General features: G+C 73.1%; 23 protein-coding genes. 16 read left to right on the plus strand and 7 right to left on the minus strand.

Annotated features, from left to right (window positions below; translation table 11 throughout):
* Nucleotides 1–14: 14 nt before the first annotated feature.
* Nucleotides 15–503 carry a hypothetical protein gene (locus AC6CKD_RS20290; RefSeq protein ID WP_498328840.1) on the plus strand — a complete coding sequence of 163 codons (489 nt, stop codon included), beginning with the start codon at nt 15–17 and terminating at the stop codon, nt 501–503.
* Between the two features lie 65 nt (nt 504–568).
* Nucleotides 569–1,318 (plus strand): hypothetical protein, encoded by a 750-nt coding sequence (locus tag AC6CKD_RS20295; protein ID WP_498328841.1) that lies wholly within the window; start codon nt 569–571, stop codon nt 1,316–1,318.
* 17 nt (nt 1,319–1,335) lie between these two features.
* Here AC6CKD_RS20295 and AC6CKD_RS20300 read toward each other — a convergent pair whose 3' ends face one another.
* A complete protein-coding gene (locus tag AC6CKD_RS20300) occupies nt 1,336–1,746 on the minus strand; it encodes a PPOX class F420-dependent oxidoreductase (RefSeq protein ID WP_498328842.1) in 411 nt (136 codons plus the stop codon).
* A gap of 124 nt (nt 1,747–1,870) precedes the next feature.
* Here AC6CKD_RS20300 and AC6CKD_RS20305 point away from each other — a divergent pair, with 124 nt between their 5' ends.
* From AC6CKD_RS20305 to AC6CKD_RS20315, 3 genes are all read left to right on the plus strand, one after another.
* Complete coding sequence (locus AC6CKD_RS20305; protein ID WP_498328843.1) at nt 1,871–2,260, plus strand: hypothetical protein; 390 nt, start codon at nt 1,871–1,873, stop codon at nt 2,258–2,260.
* Nucleotides 2,261–2,330: 70 nt separating this feature from the next.
* On the plus strand, nt 2,331–3,560 hold the full coding sequence (locus tag AC6CKD_RS20310) for a DUF418 domain-containing protein (protein WP_498328844.1): 1,230 nt from the start codon (nt 2,331–2,333) through the stop codon (nt 3,558–3,560).
* Between the two features lie 25 nt (nt 3,561–3,585).
* Nucleotides 3,586–3,975, plus strand: coding sequence for a VOC family protein (locus AC6CKD_RS20315; RefSeq protein WP_498328845.1), 390 nt, complete (start codon nt 3,586–3,588; stop codon nt 3,973–3,975).
* Nucleotides 3,976–4,015: 40 nt separating this feature from the next.
* On the opposite strand, the gene AC6CKD_RS20320 is transcribed toward AC6CKD_RS20315, so the two are convergent.
* Together AC6CKD_RS20320 and AC6CKD_RS20325 are read right to left on the minus strand one after the other, a co-directional pair.
* On the minus strand, nt 4,016–5,245 hold the full coding sequence (locus AC6CKD_RS20320) for a DUF1266 domain-containing protein (RefSeq protein WP_498328846.1): 1,230 nt from the start codon (nt 5,243–5,245) through the stop codon (nt 4,016–4,018).
* Nucleotides 5,246–5,255: 10 nt separating this feature from the next.
* Entirely contained in the window at nt 5,256–5,666 is a 411-nt protein-coding gene (locus AC6CKD_RS20325) for an ATP-binding protein (RefSeq protein ID WP_498328847.1), read from the minus strand.
* Nucleotides 5,667–5,888: 222 nt separating this feature from the next.
* Here AC6CKD_RS20325 and AC6CKD_RS20330 point away from each other — a divergent pair, with 222 nt between their 5' ends.
* The 4 genes from AC6CKD_RS20330 (at nt 5,889) to AC6CKD_RS20345 (ending at nt 8,460) form a co-directional block, all read left to right on the plus strand.
* Nucleotides 5,889–6,752, plus strand: coding sequence for a helix-turn-helix domain-containing protein (locus tag AC6CKD_RS20330; RefSeq protein ID WP_498328848.1), 864 nt, complete (start codon nt 5,889–5,891; stop codon nt 6,750–6,752).
* A gap of 4 nt (nt 6,753–6,756) precedes the next feature.
* Nucleotides 6,757–6,939, plus strand: coding sequence for a DUF397 domain-containing protein (locus AC6CKD_RS20335; protein WP_498328849.1), 183 nt, complete (start codon nt 6,757–6,759; stop codon nt 6,937–6,939).
* Complete coding sequence (locus AC6CKD_RS20340) at nt 6,936–7,421, plus strand: GNAT family N-acetyltransferase (protein ID WP_498328850.1); 486 nt, start codon at nt 6,936–6,938, stop codon at nt 7,419–7,421. The genes AC6CKD_RS20335 and AC6CKD_RS20340 overlap by 4 nt, the downstream gene beginning before the upstream one ends.
* 223 nt (nt 7,422–7,644) lie before the next feature.
* Complete coding sequence (locus tag AC6CKD_RS20345) at nt 7,645–8,460, plus strand: hypothetical protein (protein ID WP_498328851.1); 816 nt, start codon at nt 7,645–7,647, stop codon at nt 8,458–8,460.
* A gap of 108 nt (nt 8,461–8,568) precedes the next feature.
* On the opposite strand, the gene AC6CKD_RS20350 is transcribed toward AC6CKD_RS20345, so the two are convergent.
* On the minus strand, nt 8,569–8,979 hold the full coding sequence (locus tag AC6CKD_RS20350; protein WP_498328852.1) for a hypothetical protein: 411 nt from the start codon (nt 8,977–8,979) through the stop codon (nt 8,569–8,571).
* 172 nt (nt 8,980–9,151) lie between these two features.
* On the opposite strand from AC6CKD_RS20350, the gene AC6CKD_RS20355 reads away from it, so the two are divergent.
* The 4 genes from AC6CKD_RS20355 (at nt 9,152) to AC6CKD_RS20370 (ending at nt 13,727) form a co-directional block, all read left to right on the plus strand.
* Nucleotides 9,152–11,227, plus strand: coding sequence for a C1 family peptidase (locus AC6CKD_RS20355; protein WP_498328853.1), 2,076 nt, complete (start codon nt 9,152–9,154; stop codon nt 11,225–11,227).
* Between the two features lie 26 nt (nt 11,228–11,253).
* Nucleotides 11,254–11,556, plus strand: a complete 303-nt coding sequence (locus tag AC6CKD_RS20360) for a protease inhibitor I42 family protein (RefSeq protein WP_498328854.1) — start codon at nt 11,254–11,256, stop codon at nt 11,554–11,556.
* Nucleotides 11,557–11,643: 87 nt separating this feature from the next.
* Complete coding sequence (locus tag AC6CKD_RS20365; RefSeq protein WP_498328855.1) at nt 11,644–12,294, plus strand: GntR family transcriptional regulator; 651 nt, start codon at nt 11,644–11,646, stop codon at nt 12,292–12,294.
* Nucleotides 12,291–13,727 carry an MFS transporter gene (locus tag AC6CKD_RS20370; RefSeq protein ID WP_498328856.1) on the plus strand — a complete coding sequence of 479 codons (1,437 nt, stop codon included), beginning with the start codon at nt 12,291–12,293 and terminating at the stop codon, nt 13,725–13,727. Before AC6CKD_RS20365 ends, AC6CKD_RS20370 begins: the two co-directional genes overlap by 4 nt.
* 201 nt (nt 13,728–13,928) lie before the next feature.
* Here AC6CKD_RS20370 and AC6CKD_RS20375 read toward each other — a convergent pair whose 3' ends face one another.
* Nucleotides 13,929–14,951: an AraC family transcriptional regulator gene (locus AC6CKD_RS20375; protein ID WP_498328857.1), complete on the minus strand. Its 1,023-nt coding sequence runs from the start codon at nt 14,949–14,951 to the stop codon at nt 13,929–13,931.
* 15 nt (nt 14,952–14,966) lie between these two features.
* Entirely contained in the window at nt 14,967–15,797 is an 831-nt protein-coding gene (locus AC6CKD_RS20380) for a maleylpyruvate isomerase family mycothiol-dependent enzyme (protein ID WP_498328858.1), read from the minus strand.
* Nucleotides 15,798–15,968: 171 nt separating this feature from the next.
* Here AC6CKD_RS20380 and AC6CKD_RS20385 point away from each other — a divergent pair, with 171 nt between their 5' ends.
* A complete protein-coding gene (locus tag AC6CKD_RS20385) occupies nt 15,969–16,748 on the plus strand; it encodes a carbon-nitrogen family hydrolase (RefSeq protein WP_498328859.1) in 780 nt (259 codons plus the stop codon).
* A gap of 220 nt (nt 16,749–16,968) precedes the next feature.
* The gene (locus AC6CKD_RS20390) at nt 16,969–17,604 is read left to right on the plus strand and encodes a hypothetical protein (protein WP_498328860.1); all 636 of its coding nucleotides are present in this window, start codon (nt 16,969–16,971) and stop codon (nt 17,602–17,604) included.
* A 24-nt stretch (nt 17,605–17,628) separates the two neighbouring features.
* On the opposite strand, the gene AC6CKD_RS20395 is transcribed toward AC6CKD_RS20390, so the two are convergent.
* Nucleotides 17,629–18,132, minus strand: a complete 504-nt coding sequence (locus AC6CKD_RS20395; protein WP_498328861.1) for an LURP-one-related/scramblase family protein — start codon at nt 18,130–18,132, stop codon at nt 17,629–17,631.
* Between the two features lie 32 nt (nt 18,133–18,164).
* Here AC6CKD_RS20395 and AC6CKD_RS20400 point away from each other — a divergent pair, with 32 nt between their 5' ends.
* The gene (locus AC6CKD_RS20400; protein ID WP_498328862.1) at nt 18,165–18,965 is read left to right on the plus strand and encodes a hypothetical protein; all 801 of its coding nucleotides are present in this window, start codon (nt 18,165–18,167) and stop codon (nt 18,963–18,965) included.
* Nucleotides 18,966–18,979: the final 14 nt, after the last annotated feature.

Here is an 18,979-nt window from a genome sequence, read left to right on the forward strand (position 1 = left end):
AAGAGGAGGGCGACGTGCTGCACGCGATCGCGGACGTCGAAGCCGAGCTGCCCGCCGACACCGTGCCCGGCTGGTCCTCCGGCGACACCACCGTCCGCTGGAGCGGCCCCGGCGGGGACGTCGAGAAGGTGTACGCGCTGCCCCCGCGCTCCGTCCTGGCCTGGCGGGAGGACGGCCACAGCGTGGTCCTCGTCGTGGAGACGCTGGACTCCGCACCCTTCACCCCGTCGGACAACGCGGTGGTCTACGGGGCCGACGGCTCGGAGCGGTTCCGGCTGCGCCCGCCGCGCGAGCTGACGTACGAGGCGAGCGACGTGCACGGCTTCTACGACGCCTTCGCGCAGGGCGGGCGGCCGCTCCTGCTCATGGCCACGCGCAACGCGGGTGACTTCCAGGGCCGCATCGACCTGGAGACCGGCGAGATCGTCGACACCCACCTGGCGGTGACGTGCCGTGCCCGGATCACGACACGACGAGGCATCCGGCGTGCGGGCCCGGCGTAGCCGGAAGTGACCGCGCGCGGAGGCTTCCGGAGGTAGCCTCCCCGCCGGGAGAGGGGTGGGGCGGGGTGTCCTTCGCGGAGTTGCAGGTGTGTGCCGTCGAGGCGGCCGATGCCACGGGCGGAGTGTGCGTGGTGCGGTGCATCGGGGGAGTGGCGCGGGCCGGGCAGGTGTACGCGACCGGCGAGCTGCGGACCAGGCTGCGGGGGATCGAGCGGTACGGGCGCACGGTCGGGTCCTTCGACGCCGGGCACGTGGCGAAGGTGCACCTCACGGGGCCCGTGGTCGCGCTGCTGGCGCGGGGGCAGGTGCTGACGTGCGTACCGCCGGACGGGCACGCGCTGGCCGACCTGGAGGACTGGCTGGCCACCGGGCCGCCGTTGCTGGAGGAGCCGCATTCGGAGACGCTGCGGTCCCTGGCCACGTTCTCGATGCAGAACGAGGAGCTGCCCGACGGGGTGCGGCTGCGCTGGGCCCGGGTCGCGCTGGCCGCCCTCGACCGGTTGGACCGGCCCGAGGAACGGCCCTACGTGCACGCTTACTTGATCCGACACCTCGGGCCCGGCGAGGACGGGGATCCCGACCGGGACCCCGCCGCCCTGTGCCGGGACGTGCTGGCCCGCTTCGAGCTGACCCCGGCGCAGGCGGCTGCGCAGGCACGGGTCTGGCGGGACCTGCCGCGCCCCGACATCCTCCGGCTGCGCCGCATCAAGAACCTGATCGGCTGTACCGAACCGGCGCGGCCGTACCTCGCGGCGACCGACCCCCTGGCGGTGGCCGTGGACGCCTGGGCGGCGCTGCGGCCGGGGCTTCCGTAGGGGATTGCGCAAGGGCTTCAGCGGGCCGCGCTTCCGATCACCTTGGCCGGGGCGAGGCGTATGACGACCCGGACGTCCTCGGCCGGGGCGTTCGCGTAGGCCTCGCCCGCGCCCGGGCCCTCGTACTCCTCCGCGAGGCGGACGGCGACGGCCCGGCCGGTGTCCTCGGTGACGGTGGCGGTGCCGCGGATCTCGGCGTAGAGGTTGGTGTCGGACAGGTCGAAGACGGTGAGGCCGATCCGGGCGTCCCGCGCGATGTTGCGCTCCTTGCGGCGGCCGCGCACGGTGGAGATCAGGATCTCGTCCCCGTCCCGGGTCACCCACACCACCGAACTCTGCGGTCCGCCGTCCGGGTTGAGGGTGACGAGCACGGCGGGGTGCGGGGCATCGAGGAGCTTTCGTACGGCGTCGTTCAGCACAAGAGTCATGGGGGGAACGGTAATCGGGGCGCCGGACCGCCCCCAAGCGGGTTTGGCGCGGAGACGGCGGCGTTGATCAACTGTGCCCTGATCTGGCGGGGTTCGACCGTCAGAGCCAGGGGTGGGGATCCATATGGCAACGCGCACGACCGTCGGTACGCGATCCGGTCTGGAGCGGCGGCCGTCGGGCCGTCAGGGTGCGGGGCGACGGCTTCGCCCCCTGCTCGCGAGCGGCAACCAGGTCTGGCTGCGGGACGTGGGCATCGCGGGCGGACTGCGCGCCCTGGACGTGACCGGCGGGCGGGTGACCGTCCTCGCCGACCGCGGCTCCCGGAAGAACGGCCTCGACGACCTTCGGGTGCTCGACGCCGCCACCGGCGACGAGAAGGAGAGCATGGACACCGGAGTCGACGTGGACCGGGTGCAGGGCGAGCTGGCGGCCCTGCTCGTGCACGAGGACCTGGTCGTCGCCGTGCGGCGGGGTCCGGGGGTGCGCCCCTTCTCGGCGTACGCGCGCGAGTGACGGGCCATCGGCCCTGAGGCACCGGGCTGCCGTCTCCACAAGAGAGCCCACGACCACCTGGGGGGAAGCGGTGCCCACGACGGCTGCTGCGCACGAACGAACGGACCGGCCGACACGCATACCGGAGGTCGACGCCCTGCGCGGGTTCGCGCTCCTGGGCATCCTGCTGGTCAACGCGCTGATGATGGCCGGCCCGTACGGCCTCGGACCCGCCGTCGACCCGGACACCTCCCCGCTCGACCGGACCGTCGAGGGCGCCGTGCAGGTCTTCGTGGCCGGCAAGTTCTACCTGATGTTCTCGTTCCTCTTCGGCTACAGCTTCACCCTCCAGCAGGACTCCGCCGCACGTGACGGCGCGAGCGCCGTCCCCCGCCTGCTGCGCCGCTCGCTGGGCCTGCTCGTCCTGGGCCTCCTGCACGCCGTACTGCTGTACGTCGGCGACATCCTCATGACCTACGCGCTGCTCGGCCTGATCCTGATCGCCGCGCGCAGCTGCTCGCCGCAGTCGGCCCTGCGGGCCGCCCGGATCGTGTACGGCTGCGCGAGCGGGCTCATGCTCCTCCTGGGGCTGGCCTCGCTGTTCGTGTCGGACGCCGAGGCGGCCGGCCTGGACGCCGAGCTCACCGCCGGTTTCGCCGGCCTGACCGCCGACTACCGGGGCGACGCGGCGTCCGTCGTACGGGCCAACCTCGGGCAACTGCCCGACGCGCTCCTCGCCGTACCGCTGATGGGCGGCTTCGTCCTGGCGGCCTTCCTCACCGGTCTGTACTGCGGCAAGCGCCGCCTCCTCGCTGACACCGGACGGCACGCGGCCCGGATGCGCCGCGTCTGCGTGCTCGGCGTCGCCGTGGGGCTGCCCGGCAGCCTCTTCATGGCCGTGGCCGCCTCCGGCGCGCTCGGTCCCCGGTGGACCCTCGTCGGCCCGGTCGTTGGCACGGTCACGGCGCCCGCGCTCGCCGCCGCGTACGTCTGCGGAATGCTCCTCTTCATGAAGACGGCCCGGGGTGCGCGCACGGCGCTGCTCCTCGCCCCCGCCGGCCGGATGGCCCTGACGAACTACCTGAGCCAGTCCCTGGTCATGGCCCTCGCCTTCACCGCCTACGGCCTCGCCCTCTACGGCCGCCTCGGCGCGACCGCCGTCGTACTCGGCGCGCTGGCCCTGTACGGCTGCCAACTCGTCCTCAGCAAGCACCTGATGGCCCGGCACCGGTACGGACCGGTGGAATGGCTGCTCCGCGCGGCCACCCTCGCCCGGCTCCCGCGGAGCCGTGACGAGCGCCACGAACCGGTGGCGTCCTGAGCGGTGATCGGCAAGGCTGGGGCGCATGGTTTCAGTAGTGCAGAACGTGGCGATCGACTGTGCGGATGCCTACGGGCTGGCGCGCTTCTGGAGCGGCGTCACGGGCCGTCCGGTGGATCCCGACGCCAGGCCGGGTGACCGGGAGACTCAGGTACTGCTGGTGGAGGGCCCGGCGCTGTACTTCAACCAGGTGCCCGAGGCCAAGACGGTCAAGAACCGGATCCACCTGTGCCTGCGCCCCGAGACCTCGCGAGAGCGGGAGGTGGAGCGGCTGCTGGGCCTCGGCGCCGTGCTGGTCGCCGACCGCCGGAACCCCGACGGCTCGGGCTGGGCGGTCCTGGCCGACCCCGAGGGCAACGAGTTCTGCGTCCTGCGCAGCGACTCCGACAAGGCCGCCACGGAATCCCGGCCGTGAGCCGAGGGCCGTCGCCTTCAGCGCAGCGGACCGGGCAGCGTCAAGTGGCTCCTTCGGGTGCCCGCCAGGGGATGTTGCGCCAGGGGCTCGCCGGGTCGGTGGTCAGGGTGAGGTGGGTGGCCAGGGAGCCCGCGTACCACTCGCCGAACTCCTCCTCGTCGAAGTGCAGGCACCGCGCCAGTGCGTACCCGGCGGAGAACTCCTCCCACGAGCGGTAGGCCGCGCGCGCCGCGGCCCCGGCGGCCAGTACGCCGCGTTCGGCCTCGGCGAGGGTGCCGTAGCGGGCGGCGAGCCCCCAGCGGGCCAGCTGGGAGGCCCGGCCGTGGTCCCAGCCCTCGACGGAGCGGACCCAGCCGTCCTCGGGGAGCAGCCCGTCGGCGCGGAAGCGCTGCTCGTAGCGGGCGATCCGCCCGATCAGCCGCTGCACGCCCGTGATTTCGCCCTCCACCTCGGCGGTCGGCCGGGGCGCGGCGAGGGTGACGCCCTCGGGGGTCAGCCGCGGTTCGGCCTCCCGTTCGGCGCTGCGGCGCAGGGCGCCGGCCGCGGCGTGCCGCCAGTGCTCCACGTCCACGGGACCGGCGAAGTCGGAGGCGAGGAGCCGGCGCACGCGCAGCGCGAACTCCCAGACGGGGCTGACCATCCCGGCGGAGAGCAGGCCGCGCAGGACCTCGTGCCAGCTCGCGGAGTCGGTGACGTCCCAGTCCCGGCGCAGGCGCTCGCGCTCCCGGGCGTAGCCGTTGCCGTGGTAGGCCAGGGCGTTCCAGAACTCCCCGTTGGTGACGGCGAGATGGGCTCCGACGGCCAGCCCGTGCGCGGCCGGCCCGTGCAGCGGCCCGCCGACGTGCAGGGAGTGCACGGCTCCGGGGGCGAGGCCCCAGACCGGGGCCGCGGCGTCCCAGTGGGCGCGCCAGCGGGCGAGGTCGGCGGGGGTGGTCGTGAGGTAGGCCTCGGCGGGGGAGCCCGGGTTCACGGCGAGGTGCGGGGGGTCGGCGGAGTCCCAGGCGTTCGCGAACCAGGCGAGCGACCTGGGCAGGTACACGGTGTGCGGGTCGGGCGCGGGCAGCATGCCACGGGTGTGGACGACGAGGCAGCGCCGGTCGGGGGTGGGGTGGAAGCGCGCCTTCGTGGGCTCGGCGTCGACCTGGGCCCGCGACTGCGGCAGGAACAGCTCGCTCTGGGCGAGGGCGTCCAGGTACCCCGGCCAGTCCCCGCGCGCCTTGGCCTCGTACAGCTCGCGCTCGATGGAACTCGGCGCCGTCCACCCATCCATGTGGATCACCCTAACGGGGGGTCTTGTGCCCTCCGCTGTGGGCCAGCTCCGCCCACACGGTCTTGCCGACGATCCGGTCCGTGCACCCCCAGTGCGCCGAGAGGGCTTTGACGATGTGCAGCCCGCGCCCGAACTGGTCGTGGTCGGCGACCGCCGCTCGCGGTTCGGGCCGGCGCTCTCCCTTCGGATCGGTGACCTCGATGCGGAGCACTGCTCCGGTGAGGCGGACCTCGACCCGGAGGTACCGGTCCCACACGGAGCCGTGCAGCAGCGCGTTGGTGGTCAGCTCGCTGGTCAGCAGCGCCGCGTCCGCCGCCAGCTCGGGTCGTCCCCACGCCACGGCGAGCCACGCGGTGTGCCGGCGGGCGGCGGGTACGGAGTCCTGGCGGGGCGGGTAGTTCCGTACGTCGTGACGCTCCATGGCTGTGCACCTCCGGTACGGGCGGTGGCATGCCGGTGCCGTCTTGTGGACAGCCCGGTGCGCTTCCGCCAACTGACTCTGTGCGGTGAGTAGTTCGTTACCGACCGTAGGGGGAGCGGGTGGATGGGTGCAACCTCTACCGGAGATATCTATCCCCAAGGAGTAGTTGTGCGGTTCGGGCCGGGCGCGGTTGACTGCATCCGGTACAGGGAGGTGGATCAAGTGCCCACGGACAACCGGGTATCCACGGTGCTGGCACGCCGGCTGGGCGGAGAGTTGCTGCGCCTGCGGGACGCGGCGGGCCTGACGCAGCCGCAAGCGGCGCAGGTGCTGAGCGCCACGGCGGCCAAGGTCGCCAAGATGGAGCGAGGCTGGGTTCCCTTCCGGGACCCGGACATCGTCGCCCTGTGCAAGCTCTACGGGGAGACGGACGAGTCGGCCGTCGCCGGGTTGCTGGCGCTGGCCAAGCTGGACCGGGAGCGGCGCAAGGCCAAGGGCTGGTGGCAGCAGATGCACCTCGTCGGCACGCTGGGCGAGTACATCGCGATGGAGCAGGTCGCCAAGCGGATCCGTACGTGGCAGCTGGCCCTTGTCCCTGGACTGCTCCAGACCCCCGAGTACATGAGGGCGCTGGGGGTCACGTCCAACTGGTCGCACCCCGACGAGATCGAGGTGCTGGTTACGTCTCGGGTCAAGCGCCAAGCGCGGCTGTGGGGCGAGCAACCACTCGAATTCCACGCGGTGGTGTGGGAGGCCGCGTTGCGCCAGCAGATCGGCAGCCCCGAGGTGATGCGCGGGCAGCTCCGTCACCTGGCCGAGATGGCCAGGCTGCCCCACGTCCACGTACAGGTGTTGCCCTTTCGGGCGGGAGCGCACCACGGAGCCTCGGGCTCGTTCAACATCATTTCGTTCGCGGAACCGGGAGCATTGGACGTCGCTTACGCCGAGACGGCCGCGGCTAAGGTTTGGGTGGAGGGGTCGGAAGGCAACGAGGCGTTCAGCCGGGCCTTCGCACGGGTGTCCCGTCTGAGTCTCTCGCCGCATGACTCCGTGAACCTGATCGACGCCATCAGTAAAGGTACGTAAGCCCGTGAACCAGTTCGAGTTCGTGAAGTCCAGCTATAGCGACGACCAGGCCGATTCTGAGTGCGTCGAGGTGGCCACCAACATCGTCGGCACCGTCGCCGTCCGGGACAGCAAGCGGAGTGACGGGCCGATCATCCGGGTCGCCGCCACCGCGTGGGCCGACTTCGCGGCGGCGCAGGCGGGGTGATCATCCGGACCGGGCGGCTGACCCTGCTGCCGCTGGAGGCCTCGCACGCCGAGGAGATGGCCGTCGTGCTGGGCGACCCGGAGCTGCACGGCTTCATCGGGGGCGAGCCGCTCACCGAGGCGGCCCTGCGTGCGCGCTACGCGCGACTGGTCGCCGGTTCGACCGACCCCGCCGTCTCCTGGTGCAACTGGGTGGTCCGGCTCGACGCCGAGGACTGCCTGACCGGCACGGTCCAGGCGACCGTGGCCGGGGAGGCCGCGGAGATCGCCTGGGTCGTCGGTACGCCCTGGCAGCGCCGCGGCATCGCCGTCGAGGCGGCCCGGGCAATGGTGGAGTGGCTCGGGGCGCAGGCAGGGGTGCGCACCGTCGTCGCGCACATCCACCCCGGCCACACCGCGTCCGCGGCCGTCGCGGCGCGGGTCGGGCTGACCGCCACGGACCGGGTCCAGGACGGCGAGATCCGCTGGGAGGGACCCGCCTGACGGGGCATCGCCCGAGGGTGACGGCGTAGACGCAGGTCAAGGGCGTACGTAGGCCGGTTGCGCGGCGTGTCCGCGGGGGCGGTGCGGGGGCTCGGGTTGCGGGGCCTGACGGGGTGTCGGTGAGTGGGCTGGGACACGTCCCATGTCACGTCCCACTGCACGTCCCACTGCACGGCACGCCCCGGCACGTCCCATGTCGGGGCTCCTCGACAGGAGAGCTACGTTGCACCGCATCACGCGCTACACCGTCCCCGCCGCCCTCTGCCTGACCCTGCTGACCGCGTCCCCCGGTCTGGCGTCGGCGGCCGCGGAGTCGTCCGCGAAGCCGCAGGCCGCCGCCGCGTTCGTGGCGGCCGCACCGGCCGGGAAGGCCATCCCCGGTACCGAGGCCCTGCTCGCGCAGGTGCAGTCGCTGGGCGGGGTCGGCGGGCTGCTCAAACCCATCACCGATCTGCTGGCGGCCGTCCTGAAGTCCCCCGACGGCAAGATCCCGGAGGCGGACCTGGCCGCCTTCAAGGAGAAGATCGCCGCCGCGATCGAGGAGCTGAAGAAGAGCCTGCCCGCCGCCCCGGCCCTGCCGGTACCGCTCCCGCCGGTGGACGCTCCCGCCCTCCCGGTGGACCCGCCGAAGCTGCCGGTGGATGCGCCGAAGCTGCCCGTGGATGCGCCGAAGCTCCCGGTGGATGCGCCGAAGCTGCCCGTCGAGGCTCCGAAGCTGCCCGTCGACGCCCCGAAGCTCCCGGTGGCGGCGCCTGCGCTCCCCGGGGCGCTCCCCGTCTCCGCCCCCAAGGCCAAGCCCGCCGCAGGCCCGCTCGACCTGGCCACGGGTGCCGTCGACAAGCTCAAGGGCTCCGTCGACGGCCTCACCAAGGCCGCCGGCCCCTGCGGCTGCTCCACCGACGCCAAGGCCAAGGCCACGGACGTGGTGACCGACCTGGTCGCAGCCCTGGTCGCCCTGCTCACCGGCCTCGGCCTCCCGGGCCTGCCCCCGCTCCCGGTCCCGGCCCCGCCGCTCCCGGTCCCGCTGCCCGTCCAGTAGCGGCTGCCGCCCCCCGGCCCGGCGCTGCCCGCCCTTGAGCGGCAGCGCCCGGCCGGGCGCCCGCGTGCCGACCGGCGGCCCGCCCCTGGATCCGGCCGACGTGGGTCGCTACGCGGCGGAGCATTCGAGGATGCGGCCGTCGCCGGTGCCGATGAGGAAGCGGCCGGTGGTGGCCGCGTCGGCGTCCAGTGCGGTGGCTTTCCGGTCGGTACGGAACACCCACCGCGGGCGGCCGTCGGCCGTCTCGCGCCGGACGACGAACGACCCCCCGGGCTGGAGCCCTTGGCCGTGGTGGACGGTTCCGGCGTGAACCAGGGTTCCGTCCGCGGCCTCGATGCCCGGACCGCCGAAGTGTGTCTCGCCGGGCTCCCAGGAGTACCGGAACAGCCGCCGGGCCGAGCGGGCGCCCGCCACGGCCGGCAGGCCGCGCCGCGCGTCGGCGGCGGCCAGCACGGGGTCACCGATCTCGGCGAAGGAACGGTCGCCGAGGATCCGGTCCACGCAGAGCGGGATCGTCATGGCGTCGATCTTCGCAAGAAGGGACGCGCCCCCCGCGGCCCCGGTCACCCAGCGGCGGCGTCCGCGTGCGACCGGTGTGCCGCCGCGCGACCGTACGGACCCCCTTGACGCGCCCCCGGCCCAGGTGGACGCTCCCGGGGCTCGGATCCGTACGGTGCGTTGGGGGGCCGGAATGCCGGAGCAGTCGGAGGGGCGTGTCCAGACGGCGGGGGAGCTGCGGGCCCTGCTCGCGGCGCGCGGGGCGCGGTGGTCCGTGAGCGAGCACCTTGCCGACGGGGATCCGGTACCGAGGCCCGCCCTGGGCCTGGGTGCGAGCACGGCGGCGGCAGCGGAGCTGACCCCTGCCGCGGCCGCGCCGCCGGTGGACCTGCGGAGCCTCGTGGGCCGGGTCAGCGGCAATCCGCACCTCACCCGGCGCAGGGCGGCGCACGGGCTGCTCCCCGGCACGGGCACCGGTGCGGGCACGGGCACCGGCACCGGCGGGGCCACGGGAGCCGGTGCCGCCGCCGCCCGCCCCTCCGCCGTGGACTGGCGCAGCCGGTGGGGCCGCCCCTGGCTCACCCGGGTGAAGGACCAGGGGCCGTGCAGCGCCTCCTGGGCGTTCGGGGCGGCCGGGCTGGTCGAGTCGATGGCCCGCATCGAGCACCACGTATGGGCCGAGCGGTCCGAGGGGGACCTGCACGACGGGATGAAGGCCCCCTGCGGGCAGACGGGCAGCCCCGAGGCCGCCCTCGACTGGATCCGGACCAACGGCGGGCTCGCGGACCCGGGCTGCTGGCCGTACTCGCCGCCGCCCCCCGGTACCCCGGTCGACCGCCGGGAGGCCTGGCGGACCGAGTACACGCCGAGCTGGGACCGCTCCGGGCGGACCGTCCGCATCACCGGGGGCCACGTGCGGCTCGGCGACGTGGAGCAGCAGAAGGTGTGGCTGGACACGGTGGGCCCGCTGACCGCCTGCTTCGACGTGTACGAGGACTTCTTCGGCCTCGGCTCCGGGGTCTACCACCGCACCAGCGACCGCCTGGGGGGCGGCCACTGCGTCCTGATCACCGGCTACGACGACGCGGCCGGCTGCTGGCTGTTCAAGAACTCCTGGGGCACCGGCCACCACGTCGGCGGGTACGGCCGGATCGCGTACGGCGAGGCGCGGATCGACGACTGGGCGAAGTGCGGGCTCCAGGACACCAACATCGACCCGTGGAGCAAGCGCCGCCTGCACACCGGCAACGTCTACGAGAGCGGCAACGGCCGCGCCCACCGCAACTTCGAGCTGGCGGCCCTCGGCGGATCAGGCGGAGCAGGCGGATCAGGCGGATCAGGCGGATCAGGCAGATCAGGCGGATCAGGCGGATCAGGCGGATCAGGCGGATCAGGCAGATCAGGCGGATCAGGCGGATCAGGCCGAGCGGCCGGCTCCCTGCGCCACTGGTGGCGCGAGGGCGACGCCCCCTTCGCCTGGACCCCCGCCCAGAGCTTCGCCTCCGACGCCTCGGGCCAGCCCGCCTTCACGGGGACCACGTACAACCGGAACATGGAGTCGCTGCACGTCACCACCGGCGGCCGGCTGCGCCACTGGTACTACGAGCACTTCGGCGGCGCCTGGCGCGACGGCGGCGCCTTCGGCCCCGGCGACGCGGCGGTGGGCTCGACCCCGGCCTTCATCCAGAGCGACTACGGGGCGCCCGGCAACTTCGAGGTGGTCGTCCGCACCGCCGACGGCCGCCTCAACCACTGGTGGCGGATCAACGGCGCCCCCTGGACCTGGAACGACGGCGGTCGCTTCGCCTCCGGCATCGCCCACTTCGGCCCGGCCCTGGTGCAGACCCGCGCCCGCCACCTCGACCTGGTCGCCACCCGCACCGACGGCCGGATGCAGTTGTGGTGGCGCGACGACCCGAACGGGTTCGTCTGGCGCCCCGGCGAGATCTTCGCCTCCGGCATCACCTCGGCGCCCTGCCTGATCGAGGCGCAGTACGGGGCGGCCGACGAGGACACCGCCGGGAACTACGAGCTGTGCGTGACGGGCCCGGGCGGCCGCGTCGAGCACTGGTGGCGCGGCAACGCCGGCGGCGCCGCCTGGCAGCGCTCCGCGGTCTTCGGCCACGACGCGCTGGCGGTCACCGGGATGCTCCAGGGCAGTTTCGGGTTCAACCTGGAGGTGATCGTCCTGCGCACCGACCGCCTGCTCCAGCACTACTGGCGCGACGGCGCCGGCTGGCACGAGGGGGCGGTGATCGGCCCGGCGTAGGCCGTTTCCACAGGAGAGGAGTCCGCGTGGAGGTGCGCGAGGTGGTGCTCGCGCCCGGTGACGCGTACGAGCTGCGGCTCACCGGGCGCGGTGCGCGCGGCTACGTGTGGACCTGGCGGGTGACGGGCGACACGGACGCCGTCTCGGTGTCGGAGGGGCCGCCGGCCGCCGCCCCGCCGGAGCCGCCTCCCGGGGCGACGGTGGAGCGGGTGTACCTCGTACGGGGGCGGGTGGCGGGCCGGGCCAGGATCCGTTTCGCGCAGGTCCGTCCGCCGTATCCGGACGAGGCCGCGTACGACGAGTTCGTGCTGGACGTCACGGTGCGGTGAGGGTCCACATCGTGACGGTCCACAGGGGACGGTCCACATCGTGGACGGGCTCCCGGGTTGCACCTGTCTTGTATCTATGCTGTGCGCATGCCGCCCGCCAGTACCGCCGTGACCGCTGCCGAACGCGTCTACCGACACGTCAAGCAGGCCGTGCTCGACCGCCGCTACGAGGGCGGGGTGCTGCTGACCGAGGGCGAGCTCGCGGTCGCCGTCGGGGTCTCGCGCACACCGGTGCGTGAGGCGCTGCTGCGGCTGGAGACCGAGGGACTGCTGAAGCTGTACCCGAAGAAGGGCGCCCTCGTCCTCGCGGTCTCCGCCCAGGAGATCGCCGATGTGATCGAAACCCGGCTGCTGGTGGAGGAGTTCACCGTCCGCCGGGCGGTACCCGCCCCGGCCGGGCTGCTGGAGCGGCTCGCGGAACTGGTCGAGGAGCAGCGCCGGCTCGCCGCGGCGGGCGAACTCGGCGCGATGATCGCCGCCGACCGGGCCTTCCACGCGGAGATCGTGCGCAGTGCCGGCAACCAGATCCTCTGCCGCCTCTACGACCAACTGCGCGACCGCCAGCTCCGCATGGGCGTGGCCCTGCTGCACGCGCACCCCGAGCGGGTGGAGCGGACGCTGGCCGAGCACCGGGAGATCCTCGACGCCCTGCGCGCGGGCGACGCCGACACGGCCGCCGCGGCCGTACGGGCCCACGTGAGCCGGGTCGGGGAACTGGTGCGGGGGTCCGCCCGATGAGCTCCGCCCCCGCGGCCTTCCCCGGGACGACGGTCTTCAAGGACCCTCCGGGCGGCCGGAAGGCGGTGCTCGTCTGGTCGATCGGCGTCGCCGTCTACTTCGTGGCGGTCATCTTCCGCACCAGCCTCGGCGTCGCCGGGCTGGAGGCCGCCGACCGCTTCCACGTGAACGCCTCGGCGCTGTCCGCCTTCTCCCTGCTCCAGCTGCTGGTCTACGCGGGCATGCAGATACCCGTCGGCCTGATGGTCGACCGCCTCGGCACCAAGAAGGTGCTCACCCTCGGCGCCGTGCTCTTCACCGCCGGCCAGATCGGCTTCGCGCTCTCTCCCTCCTACGGGATGGCCCTGGCGGCCCGCGCGCTGCTCGGCTGCGGCGACGCCATGACCTTCATCTCCGTGCTGCGGCTCGGCACCCGCTGGTTCCCGGCTCGCCGGGGCCCGCTGATGGCGCAGTTGGCCGGCCTGGTCGGGATGGCCGGCAACCTGATCTCCACGCTGGTCCTGGCCCCCGTGCTGCACGGGGTCGGCTGGGTGCCCGCGTTCGCGGGCAGCGCGGCGGCGGGACTGGTCGTCCTGGTCCCGCTCGTGCTGTTCCTGCGCGACCACCCGGAGGGACACGAGCCCGCGCCGCGGGCGGCCACCGGGGCGGGCGACTCCGGCGCGGGAGGCTCCGCCGCGGGGGGATTCGTACGGCGCCAGATCGCCGACTCCTGGCGGGAGCCGGGCACGAAGCTCGGCCTGTGGGTGCACTTCACGACGCAGTTCCCGGCGATGGTGTTCCTGCTGCTGTGGGGCATGCCCTTCCTCGTCGAGGCCCAGGGGCTCTCGCGGACCACCGCGGGCGGGCTGCTCACGCTGGTGGTCGCCTCGAACATGGCGCTCGGCCTGGTCTACGGCCAGATCGTCGGCCGGAGGCAGTCCTCCCGGATCCCGCTCGCCCTGGGCACGGTCGGCCTCACCGCCCTGCTCTGGGGCTCGGTCCTGGCCTACCCCGGGGACCACGCGCCGATGTGGCTGCTGATCGCGCTCTGCCTGGTGCTGGGCACGTGCGGACCGGCGTCGATGATCGGCTTCGACTTCGCCCGGCCCGCCAACCCGGCGGAACGTCAGGGCACCGCCTCCGGAATCACCAACATGGGCGGATTCATCGCCTCGATGACGACCCTGCTGGTGGTGGGCCTGCTGCTCGACGCCACCGGGGACAACTACCGCATCGCGTTCTCGTCGGTCTTCGTCCTCGAACTCCTGGGCCTCGCCCAGATCCTGCGCCTGCGCGGCCGCGCCCTGGCCCGCGAACGCGAGCGTGCGGGGACGGGTGCGGCTCCGGTCGCCCCGGTCACCCCGTCGGCCCCGGTCCCGGCCGCCACCGCCGTGGCCGCCTCCGGGGCCGGCGCCCCCGTCGGCACCCCTGCCGACCCGCGGCCGGCCCGGTGACGTCCGGTGCCGGCCCGGCATGCGCGCAGGCCCCGTACCGCGGAGGACGGGACCGGGTGGGACAGACCCCCGTCCTTTCCCACCCATTCGTCCGTCCGCTCCGCGGAGTCGGGTTCCGGCCAACGCGTGCCGAGCCTATGAGGGCCCCGCGCGGCCGCGTGTGCACTGCGCGCAGGGACCGTTGACAATGCGCGCAGCGGCCTAGGTCGGAGGCCCGACTGTGCCATTGGCCGGGGCACCGGCCGCTCCCGCCGCCGCGGCCTCCTCCACCGCGGCGCGGCGGAACTCGCTGGGACTGGCCCCGTACGTATCGCGGAACAGGCGGCTGAACACCGAGGCGTTGGTGAATCCCCAGCGCACGGCCACGGTGTGGACGGGCACGGTCGGCTGCCCCGGGTCGGCGAGGTCCTCGCGGCAGCGCTGCAGCCGGCGCCGCCGGATGGCGGCCGCGACGCCCTCCCCGCGCTCCCGGAACAGGAGCTGGAGCCGGCGCAGCGAAAGGCTGTGCCGGGCTGCGACCTGGGACGGGGTCAGCTCGGGATCACCGAGGTTGTGCCCGATGAAGGTGTCGATCCGGGCCAGCAGCGCCCGGGTCCGGCTCTCCTCGGACAACTCGTCATCGGACCCGATCTGCCCGGCGAGGCAGGCACTGGCCAGGTCGAGGGCGACGGAGCCCAGCTGTTCCAGCTCGGCGGGCGCGCACTCCTCCCCGTGCGCGGCCAGGGAGCGCATGTACTGCGCGAGGATCGCCCCCATCCCCCGGTCGGCGGGGATCCGCTCGGCGAGCACCCGGTCCACCCGCTCCGACCGCAGCGGGAGCGCGGTGCGGGGGAGCGAGAGGATCACGGCCCGGACCGGCTCGGTGCCCGGGACGGCCGACTCGAAGGGGTGCGAGGTGTCCCACAGCACCAGGTCCCCCGAGAACGGCCCCGATTCGTTCCGGTTCTGCGCGATCCACATGGACCCGCTGGTCACCAGCCCCAACTGGTACTGCTCGGGGTCGCTGCTGCGGACGTGCGCCGCCGTGCGCCGGGCGCGCAGCGGGGCGTAGCCGAACTTCGACACCTGCACGGAGCCCAGGTCCAGCACGGCGGCCTCCGCCTGGAAGTCCCGCGCGTGCTCACTCCTGATCGACGTCGACACCAATTGCTGCGCCACCACGTCGGAAAACCAATCGAACCGGTCCGCTGCCGGTACGGCAGCGGACGACACCACGGACCACACCAAGGTTTCTCCGGTCTACGGAGTCACGGAGAAGTTGGCCAGGATGGCTTCGGCCAGTGCCGGGTCGCCCTCCACCTTCACCCGGTCGGCCACCGTGTGCGGACGCACCCGGCCGGCCGCGAGGCGGACGTACGTCTCCCAGTCCAGGGTCAGCGTCACCGCGGGCCCCAGCGAGGGTGCCTTGTCGATGGTGCCGCGGCCCTCCGCGTCGACCCGTACGGTCCGCATGAACTCCAGCGCCCCGTGCACGTCGATGACGACGGCCGAGTTCGCGGGCGCGCCCGCCTTCTTCGCGACCACCTTCGGCAGCCCGGAGAGCAGGACGTCCCTGGCCACGTACGCCCCCGGCGAATCCCAGTTCCCCGGTGCCCCCAGGGCCGCCCGCAGGTCCTGCTCGTGGATCCACACGTCGAACGCGCGCAGTCGCAGCGAGTGCTCCAGGGTGGCCGGCTCGCCCAGCGGGCCGCGGACCATCGTGGCCGGATCCCGCTTCTCGTTCCGCAGCTGCCGGGAGCGGCGGATGATCGTGTACTCCAGCTCGGAGGTCATCTCGGGCGCGGTGTGGTGGCGCCGCACGTCGACCTGCACTTCCATGTACCGGGAGAACTCGTCGACCACGTGCCGCAGGTCCCGCGGCAGGGTGTGGATCGGCCGCGGGTCGCCCAACTGCTCGCAGTCGATGCCGATGATGTGGGAGACGACATCGCGCACGGACCAGTTCGGGCAGGGCGTCGCCCGGTTCCACTCGCCTTCCGTCAGCGGAAGGACCAGCTCGGATATCGCCTCGACGGAGTGGGTCCACGCGTCGGCGTAGGGCTGAAGGCTGGGATGCGGATGGACGGTCAACGGGACCCCTAGCGTGCTGATCATTGGCCTGTTGGCGCGTTGGCTCATTGGCGCGTTCTGGAAGCTTGTGCAATGGCTTCAAAACTACGCTGCCGGTGAGCACCCCGGCAGTGCTTTCGTGTGACGATCGTAGGCCCGAGTTGACGGCTTGATAGCCAGGACGGTGGTACTGTGCGCGCTTCCCTGATCCAAATCGCGGTGAATGAGGGGGAGTCGGTGGTTTCCCGCCGCTCCCGTGCCGCTGACCTCGTGCGAGAACAGTCCGGCTCGGACCTCGTGGTCCTGCCGGAACTGTGGACCGTGGGCGCCTTCGCCTACGAGCAGTTCGAGACGGAGGCCGAGCCGCTGGACGGACCGACCTACGGGGCCATGGCCGCCGCCGCCCGCGATGCCGGCGTCTGGCTGCACGCCGGCTCCTTCGTGGAGCGCGCGGGCGACGGCTCCCTCTACAACACCGCGCTCGTCCTCTCCCCGACGGGCGAGCTCGCGGCCACGTACCGCAAGATCCACCGCTTCGGCTTCGACCAGGGTGAGGCCGTCCTGATGTCCGCGGGCGAGTCCCTGACCGCGGTCGCCCTGCCGGAGCAGACCCTCGGCCTCGCCACCTGCTACGACCTGCGCTTCCCGGAGCTGTTCCGCGGTCTGGTCGACGCCGGGGCGACGACGCTGGTCGTCTCCGCGGGCTGGCCGGCCCGCCGCCGGGGCCACTGGACGCTGCTGAACCGGGCCCGTGCCGTCGAGAACCAGTCGTACGTCCTCGCGTGCGGGACGGCCGGCACCAACGGGGGCGTGGAACAGGCCGGCCACAGCCTGGTCGTGGACCCGTGGGGCGAGGTCCTGGCGGAGGCGGGCCCGGGGGAGGAGGTCCTGACGGTCGACCTCGACCCGAAGAAGGTCGGCGAAACCCGCGAGCAGTTCCCGGCCCTGAAGGACCGCCGTCTCGGCCTCTGAGCCCGCGGACGGTCCCGGCACACGTGCGTGGTTTACTCGCGCGGAGCCCTCGGGGGACGCGTACACGGACGGGGTGGGGGCCATGGCAAACGGAATGACGGCGGCGGAACCGGCACGGTCGGTCGAACCGGCTTCGGAAGCGGAAGCGGAAGCGGAAGCGGAATCGGCACCGGCACCGGCACCGGCTTCGGTGCCGCAGCCCGAACCGGCCTCCGTTCCGGTGGAACGGACCCACTGGCTCCAGCGGTCGGTGGCCGGCCTCGCCACCCTCCTCACCGCCGCCACGGCGGCCTGGGGGCTGGCGTCCCCGCTCGGCCCGATCATGTTCTTCCCCCTCGTCGTCATCTCATCGACCCTCTTCGTCCGCGACCGCGATGCCTTCCGCGCCCTGTGCCTCGCCATCGGTGCGGGCGGGCTCCTCCTCGGGATCCTGCTGGCCGACTTCGGCCTGTTCCCGGTGATCCCGTCGGCGGTCGTGCTGCTCCTGGCCCGCTCGGCCGATCCGCGCCGCGGCCCGGCCCCCGCCCGCGTGTACGCCGGCGTCGCCGCGCTGGTGACCGGGGCGGTGCTGATGGGCGTCGGCGCGATGGCGTACCAGGTCTATCTGAGGCCCTCGTACGCCTACTCCGTGGACATGCCCGGCTCCCTGTACAGCGACGAAGGCGTCGCCAAGGCGGACCTCCGGCTGCCCGGAGTGACGGGCTTCCACGAGAAGTTCGTCGCTCCCGGGACCCGCCTGGAGGTGACGTACGACGAGAACCTCACCGGATCCGAGCGCGCCGCTCTGCGCCGGGCCCTCACGGCCATCCCCGGCGCGGGCCCGCTCAAGGACTGCGGCAGCGGCGACTGCGACTGAGCGGTACGACGCGTCCGAGCGGGGCTACTCCTCGCCCGGGCCCTCCCGCTCCTTCTCCGCCATCCGGATCACGCACACCGCGACGGCGATCAGCAGCGAGGCGTCGGCGTCCTCGCGGACCACGTCGACGGCGTACGTCTCGCGGATCCGGTACCACTGCCGGGAGACCAGGGCGAGCAGCTCCCCCTCGTACTCGACCTTGAACTCCCGGTCCAGGATCCGCCCGCTGACATCGAGCTCGGTGCCCTCGTTGAGCGTGACCAGGTAGTGGTTGCGCAGCAGCGAGAGCCGCTTCTTCCGGATCACCGCGAGCCGCCGCTCGTCGCGCTCCAGGGTCATCGCGTCGCGCAGGGCGAAGAGCTTCTCCCGCAACGTGATGAGGATCCGCCCGTCGGGATCCTTCAACTCCAGGGTGTCCCGGAACCGCAGGGCCTTCCCGTCGACGAGGAAGGCGTGCCGGCCGTCCTCGTCCTCGATCCAGTAGTCGTCCCCGATGGCCAGCATTTTGTCCCGTACCAGGTATTTCACGCCCTCATCGCTGCCCGCGATAGGTTCCCGTCATGCCACTCCTCTACGTGACCGACCTGGCGTACCCGGCGCGCGGCCGCCGCTACGGCGACGAGGACGTCTTCCTCACCGCACGCCTGCGCGAGCACTTCCCGCTGGCCCTCTGCCACCCCCTGGACGCGGAGGCCCTCCTCCCGGCCTTCGACACGGTCGTCGTCCGCAACAGCGGCCCGGTCATCCACCACCAGCAGGCCTACGACTCGTTCCGCGCGGCCGCCCTCGCCGCCGGCACCCGCGTCTACAACCCCCTGACGGGCCGCGGCGACATGGCGGGCAAGCAGTACCTCGTCGACCTGACCGCCTCGGGCCACCCGGTCATCCCGACGATCGACGACCCGGCGCACCTGCACCTCCTGCCCCCGTCCCCCACCTACGCGGTGAAGCCGAAACAGGGAGCGGACTCGATAGGCCTGACCTTCACCCCGCACCCGGACTGCGCCCCGGGGGAGTTCCTGATCCAGCCCCGGATCGACTTCTCCTACGAAGTCTCCTTCTACTTCGTGGACGACACCTTCCAGTACGCCCTCTACGCCCCCGACCCGGCCCGCCGCTGGGAGCTCGCCCCCTACGACCCCACGCCCGCGGACCTCTCCTTCGCCCGCACCTTCATCGCCTGGAACACCCTCACCCACGGCATTCAGCGCGTGGACGCCTGCCGGGCCCCCTCGGGCGACCTCCTCCTGGTGGAACTGGAGGACCTCAACCCGTACCTGTCCCTGGACCTCCTCCCCGCCCACGCCCGGGACGCCTTCGTGACGGCCCTCGTCCGCTCCCTCCAGAGCTTCGGAGCCTGATGCCGGACCCGGCT

The organism is Streptomyces sp. GQ60 (genome assembly GCF_059758875.1).